The following is a 4711-nucleotide window of genomic DNA, read 5'->3' on the forward strand; positions in this document are numbered from 1 at the left end:
CGGGCGACAAGCCCATGACCCGGGACACGATGTTCCGCATCGCCTCCATGACCAAGCCCATGACCTCGGTCCTGGCCCTCATGCTGATGGAGGAGGGCCGGCTGAAGCTGGACGACCCGATCACCAAGTGGGCGCCGGAATTCTCGGGCATGAAGGTGCTGAAGTCGGCGACCGGCCCCCTGGACGAGGTGGTCGACGCGCCGCGCGACATCACGGTCGAGGACCTCCTGACCCACCGCTCGGGCCTGGCCTATGGCTTCACCTCGGTCGGCCCCATCGCCCACGCCCACCAGGAGGTGCTCGGTCCGCCGCTCGGCAACCCCCACGGACCGGACCAGTGGATGGAGCGGCTCGCCGGCCTGCCCCTGTCCTACGCCCCCGGCGAGCGCTTCCACTACAGCCACGCCACCGACGTCCTGGGCTTCCTGGTCGGGCGGATCGCCGGTGCGACCTACCAGGACGTCCTGAAGGCGCGGATCCTTGAGCCCCTCGGCATGACGGACACCGACTTCTGGTGCCCGCCGGAGAAGCGCGACCGGATGGCCAAGCTCTACAAGGCCAAGGATGACGAGCCACTGAAGGACGTCTCCTTCGTCCACGAGGACCACCCGCCGGCCTTCTGCGCCGGCGGCGGCGGCCTGATCTCCACCGTCGACGACTACCTGACCTTCGCCCGGCTGATGCTGAACCGGGGCGAACTGAACGGCGTGCGGCTGATCCGCGAGGACACCTTTGGTCTGATGGCGTCGAACCGCCTGACCCCAGAACAGAGGGCCATCCCCCTCATGGGCATCCCCTTCTGGCTTGGCCAGGGCTTCGGCCTGGGCGTCTCGGTCATCACCGACCCGGAGAAGCAGGCCTGGATGGGCGCAGGCTCGACCGGCGCCTTCGGCTGGCCGGGCGCCTTCGGCACCTGGTGGCAGGCCGATCCGGAGGAAGACATGATCCTCATCTACCTGATCCAGAACTCCATGGAGCTGGGACCGGAATCCGCCAGTCAGGTCGCCACCGGCCAGCGCATGGGCGGCCGGGCGGCCCTGCCGATCTTCCAGAAGCAGGCCTACGCCGCCCTCGGCAAGGGGCCGCCCCTGGTCTGAGGCCGGTCAGCTCCCGCCGGGGCCTGTGACCGCCAGGCCGCGGTCCTCGAGGCCGCGGATCACCCCCTCCTCGGCCAACAGCATGGAGAGGTCGACGAGGGCGACGCTGTGGCCCGGGGTCTTCAGGCCCTCGGCGATCAGCCGGGTGTGTTCAGTGACGATGGCCCGCCAGATCTGGGGCCCGCCGTTCAGCAGGAGCAGGCAGCCTTCGAAGTCGCGCGGGGCGCTGATGGCGGCGGCGACATCGCCCCTCGCCCAGCCCTCGGCCGTCTCTGCCGGCCGGGCGCGCTGCACCGTGCGGACGGCGGCGGCGAGGCAGGCGGTCTCCAGGGCCGGGTCCATCGACCCCAGGATCTGGCCGGCAGAGCTGCTGGCGTCGTAGGCGGACGCCTGGACCCGCTTGACCCTCGCCTTTCGCGCCGCCCGGATAATGTCCTCCCGGGGATCGACCCACCCCTTGGGCGCGGAGTCGCCCGACAGCATCAGGGAGGCGACGAAGGGCGACCAGTTCGCATAGCGCCGCTCGGGCTGGCCGACCGTCCGCCGGGCGGCGATGAACTGGGACCGCAGGGGCTCCTGGAGGCGGGTCTCCAGCGGGACGTCCGACCTCAGGCTGCGGTAGAGGCGCAGGGCCTCGCCGAAGGACGAGATTCCGATACTGATGCGGATGGAGTCCGCGAGGATCAGGCTATTGGCGCCCTTCAGCCGGCGGTCCAGGTATCGCCGGTCCCATGCGGACTTCGGAGGTATGCCGCCGCCGGGCATGCCCAGGATGTAGACGGTGGAATCCCCGTCACGGACCACCCACCAGGCCGGCCCGGGCTCCTTGGCCTGGACGACCAGCTCCTCCACGACGGCAGCGCCGGGGTCCTCGGGCAGGCCCGGAGCGACCTGGGCCAGGGCGGGGGTGGCGATGAGGAGGACAAGCCCGGCAAGCCAGGCGGGGAAAGAAAATGTCATGTCGGGCGTCTCCAGCCTGTTCAGCCTGCCGGTCTTTCGGGCGAAATCAGGGCCGCCGGGAAACTCCGCTCGCGGGCGGGACGCACACGGGCCGGTCCTGGAAACGATCCCCGACCAAGCTTCCGTCCGCGCCGGCCTTGCGCCGGAAGACGTTGAGGGCCCGGTTGTCAGAGGGCGGGATCTCCCCGGCGGCGCAGACCGGAGCCTCGGTCCGGCGGCCTGTCGGGCACTCGCAGACCTCCGTGCGGGCGTCGAGGCGGGTTCCGGGCGCCTTGCAGACCACGGGTGAAAGGCTTCCGTCCACCTCCAGGCAGACGGTGGTGACGGCGGCGGCGAGCCATAGGGCGACGAACATGGGGAGTCTCCTGCGCCAGAACGGACCAAGAGTCGGAGCTTAACCCATTTTCACCGTGTTTCAGGGGTTTCTGGTTTACCCTTATGGGTTCAGGGTGGGGAGATTGGAGACCCTGATCATGAACCCGATCGCCATCGCCCAGTACGGGCTCGTCGCCGCCTCGAACCGTTTCGCCGAGTCCGCCCAGAAGATTGCGGGCATGGGGGTGGATGGGGCCAATGTCGACCTCGCCTCCGAGATCGTGGACATGACCCTGGCCAAGACCGCCTTCAGCGCCAACGCCGCCGTCATCAAGACCGCCGACGAGATGCAGGGCGCCCTGCTCAACATTCTCACCTGATCCCGTCCCCGCCGGGTTTTGACAGCGGGCCCTGTGGGGCCTAGCGGTCAGGCATGACCGTCCGCGACCTTTTCCCCACCCGCATCTGCGAGACCACCCTGGCCGGCCAGGCCGGTTTCGACGACCTCCTCGCCGACCTCGAGGCCGCCTGCCGCATGCTGGAAGCCGAGGACGCCGCCGGGCGCGACTGGTGCCGCCGGAACGGCTATGGCGGCTACACCTCCTACGCCTCCCTGGATGACCTCCCGCGCCGGGCCAGCGTCTTCGACGACCTGAAGCGCCGTCTGGACCGGATCGTGCGCAGCTATGCGAAGGACCTGCACCTCGACCTCGGGTCCGGGCGCCTGAAGATGGACAGCCTCTGGGTCAACATCCTGAAGCCCGGGGCCGGCCATTCCGGCCATATCCACCCGCACAGCGTGATCTCCGGCACGATGTATGTCGCAACCCCGCCCGGCGCCTCGGCCCTGCGGCTGGAGGACCCGCGCCTGCCCCTGATGATGGCCGCCCCGCCCCGCAGCGCCGACGCGCCAGACGCCGAGCGCACCTTCGTGTACCTGACGCCGGCGCCGGGGACCGTCTTCCTCTGGGAGAGCTGGCTGCGCCACGAGGTCCCGCCCAACCGGGCCCGCACCCCCCGCATCTCCATCAGCTTCAACTACGCCTGGGCGTAGGGCCAAGGCCTCAGGCGCCGTTGACCCCCTCATCGACCTTAGGTCGGAGCTCCCCCTGGGGGGAGCAATTGGGCTCCGTAATTCCTCCCCATCAGGGGGAGGTGGACCGCGCAGCGGGCCGGAGGGGGTCTGCGGCGCCGGCCGCCCTAGCTGTCCAGGAAGCTGCGCAGCTTGCGGCTGCGGCTCGGGTGCTTGAGCTTGCGCAGGGCCTTGGCCTCGATCTGGCGGATCCGCTCGCGGGTCACGCTGAACTGCTGGCCGACCTCTTCGAGGGTGTGGTCGGTGTTCATGCCGATGCCGAAGCGCATGCGCAGGACCCGCTCCTCCCGGGGGGTCAGGGAGGCCAGGACCCGGGTGGTGGTCTCGCGCAGGTTGGACTGGATGGCCGCGTCGATGGGCAGGACGGCGTTCTTGTCCTCGATGAAGTCGCCCAGGTGCGAGTCCTCCTCGTCGCCGATGGGCGTCTCGAGGCTGATGGGCTCCTTGGCGATCTTCAGGACCTTGCGGACCTTTTCCAGCGGCATGGCCAGCTTCTCGGCCAGTTCCTCCGGCGTCGGCTCGCGGCCGATCTCGTGCAGCATCTGGCGCGAGGTCCGGACGATCTTGTTGATCGTCTCGATCATGTGCACCGGAATGCGGATGGTGCGGGCCTGGTCGGCGATGGACCGGGTGATGGCCTGCCGGATCCACCAGGTGGCGTAGGTGGAGAACTTGTAGCCCCGGCGGTACTCGAACTTGTCCACCGCCTTCATGAGGCCGATATTGCCTTCCTGAATAAGATCAAGGAATTGCAGGCCGCGGTTCGTGTATTTCTTGGCGATCGAGATGACCAGACGCAGGTTGGCCTCGACCATCTCCTTCTTGGCCTGCCGGGCCTCGCGCTCACCCTTCTGCACGGTCTGGACGATGCGGCGATACTCGTCGATGGGCACGCCGGACTCGGTGGCGAGGGAAGCGATCTCCTGGCGGATCGTCAGGATCTGGGCGGCTTCGTTCTCGGCGAACTTGGTCCAGCGCACACCGAGGGGCTTGACCTGCTCGGTCCAGGCCGGATTCAGCTCCGCGCCCAGGTAGGTCTTCAGGAACTCCTGCCGGGCGATGCCATAACTGTCGGCGAGGCGCATCAGCCGACCCTCAAGGCCCACAAGGCGCTTGTTGATGGCGTAGAGCTGCTCGACCAGGGCCTCGATGCGGTTGTTGTTCAGCTTCAGGGTCTTGAGGTGCTGGACGATGGTCCCGCTGGCGGCGGCGTGCGCGCTGCGGTCGGCCTCGGAGAGGTCCTCGC

6 protein-coding genes are annotated in these 4711 nt (G+C 68.8%); 3 read left to right on the forward strand and 3 right to left on the reverse strand.

Annotated features, from left to right (window positions below; translation table 11 throughout):
- A partial coding sequence (locus INE98_RS01665) for a serine hydrolase (protein WP_293536030.1) occupies window positions 1-1097 on the forward strand: 1097 nt, incomplete at its 5' end.
- 6 nt (window positions 1098-1103) lie between these two features.
- Here INE98_RS01665 and INE98_RS01670 read toward each other — a convergent pair.
- The gene (locus tag INE98_RS01670) at window positions 1104-2057 is read right to left on the reverse strand and encodes a TraB/GumN family protein (protein WP_293536031.1); all 954 of its coding nucleotides are present in this window, start codon (window positions 2055-2057) and stop codon (window positions 1104-1106) included.
- Between the two features lie 46 nt (window positions 2058-2103).
- Window positions 2104-2412 (reverse strand): hypothetical protein, encoded by a 309-nt coding sequence (locus INE98_RS01675; protein WP_293536032.1) that lies wholly within the window; start codon window positions 2410-2412, stop codon window positions 2104-2106.
- Between the two features lie 118 nt (window positions 2413-2530).
- Here INE98_RS01675 and INE98_RS01680 point away from each other — a divergent pair, with 118 nt between their 5' ends.
- Together INE98_RS01680 and INE98_RS01685 are read left to right on the forward strand one after the other, a co-directional pair.
- Entirely contained in the window at window positions 2531-2752 is a 222-nt protein-coding gene (locus tag INE98_RS01680; RefSeq protein WP_293536033.1) for a flagellar basal body rod C-terminal domain-containing protein, read from the forward strand.
- 53 nt (window positions 2753-2805) lie between these two features.
- Window positions 2806-3426 (forward strand): TIGR02466 family protein, encoded by a 621-nt coding sequence (locus INE98_RS01685; RefSeq protein ID WP_293536034.1) that lies wholly within the window; start codon window positions 2806-2808, stop codon window positions 3424-3426.
- 146 nt (window positions 3427-3572) lie between these two features.
- Here INE98_RS01685 and rpoD read toward each other — a convergent pair.
- Window positions 3573-4711: RNA polymerase sigma factor RpoD (gene rpoD / locus INE98_RS01690; RefSeq protein WP_293536035.1), on the reverse strand; the 1139-nt coding region annotated here is incomplete at its 5' end.

This window comes from Phenylobacterium sp. (assembly GCF_020253645.1).
Taxonomy (GTDB): Bacteria; Pseudomonadota; Alphaproteobacteria; order Caulobacterales; family Caulobacteraceae; genus Phenylobacterium.